The organism is Pseudoflavitalea rhizosphaerae (assembly GCF_003991355.1).
GTDB lineage: Bacteria > Bacteroidota > Bacteroidia > Chitinophagales > Chitinophagaceae > Pseudobacter > Pseudobacter rhizosphaerae.
Genome location: NZ_RCSU01000033.1, coordinates 1 through 1,419 on the forward strand (window position 1 = coordinate 1; position 1,419 = coordinate 1,419).

Annotated in this window: 1 protein-coding gene; it reads left to right on the top strand. The window is 47.1% G+C overall.

Features of this window, described 5'->3' with window-relative positions; translation table 11 throughout:
- Positions 1–103 precede the first annotated feature (103 nt).
- Positions 104–1,309, top strand: a complete 1,206-nt coding sequence (locus tag D9Y29_RS26390; RefSeq protein WP_127133252.1) for an IS4 family transposase — start codon at positions 104–106, stop codon at positions 1,307–1,309.
- Positions 1,310–1,419: the final 110 nt, after the last annotated feature.

Consider the following 1,419-nt stretch of genomic DNA (forward strand, 5'->3'; position numbering starts at 1 on the left):
AAATCAGTATTGTCCGACTAAAGTCGGGTTATAAAAGTAAGGGCGGTCCCGAAGAACCACCCAATTAGGCTAAGTTTGGATTACCACATCAAAACAATGCCTAATGGATGAAGATAGAAAATTCTCCGGACAGCCGGTTTTATCTCAGATATTGAATGTTATTCCTGGTTCTGTTATCCATGCAGCCAACAGAAAGCATAAAGCTAACCGGTATTACAAGCGATTACCGGTTCGCATTCACCTGGTAAGTTTGCTGTACGGCGTTTTCAGCTACTGCAATGGGCTGCGGGAGATCTGCGAAGGGATGCTGGCCTGTGAAGGCAAACTGGCCCATCTCGGTCTGGACAAGGCTCCTGCCCGCAGTACGCTCTCAGATGCCAATAACAAAAGAAGCTACCGGGTCTTTGAAACGATCTATTACGGATTACTGGCCCGCTACCATTCCTTTATCTCGGACAGCCGGTTAAAAGGACTGAGCATAAGAAACTTAAAGATCATTGACAGTTCGACGATCCAGTTGTTCAGCGAGATCCTGCAAGGGGTTGGCCGCAACCGGCTGGATGGCGCCCGAAAAAAGGGCGGCATCAAAGTGCATGCGCTGATGGATGCCTTTAGCGGCGTGACAGAGTTTGTCCGCATCACTGCAGCCAAGGAGCATGATCAGCGATTCCTGTATCACCTGAAGCTGCCTGCCAACAGTTGGCTGGTCTTTGATAAAGCTTATACCGACTACCGGCAGTTCGCTAAATGGACCGGCCAGAAGATCTGGTTCGTGACCCGGATGCGCGAAAACGCTGTATACCATGTCACCAAAGTACTGGTCGATAAAACCCGCCAGTTCCAGGCTCAAGGCGTTCTCAAAGAGCAATTGATCACCGTTGCTGTAAAAGTCAACGGAATACAGACGGATCGGCTAAAACTCAGGCGGATCGTGTACAAAACGCAGGAAGGCAAAGTGTATGTGTACACCACTAATAACTTTACTTTGCCTGCTGCACAGATCGCCACTATTTATAAAAGCCGCTGGATGATCGAACTGCTTTTCAAGCAGATCAAACAGAATTTTCCGTTGCGGTACTTTTGGGGAGCAAGCCCCAATGCCATCAAAATGCAGGTCTATTGTGTACTCATTGCTCAACTGCTGATGGTGGTTATAAGAAAGAAGGCCGCCACCAAAAAGTCCTTTGCCAACATGATCACCGTAATCCGGCTGCACCTGACCAGTTATGTTGGATTACTAGATTTTATCAGAGACACGTATAAAGCCTGGAGAAAAAATGACAATGCACCTTTCGCTTTTATAACGTAGCCAACAAGGGGGACCTACCCCAGGTTTTGAAACAACTGTTTTTTCCACTGTAACCCTTTGCTATAAAAGGATACACCTATTTATAACCCGGATTTATCCGGACAACAATG

Excerpts from the sequence above, each read along its gene's own strand:
- D9Y29_RS26390 (WP_127133252.1), top strand. The coding sequence starts at position 104 with ATGGATGAAGATAGAAAATTCTCCGGACAGCCGGTTTTATCTCAGATA.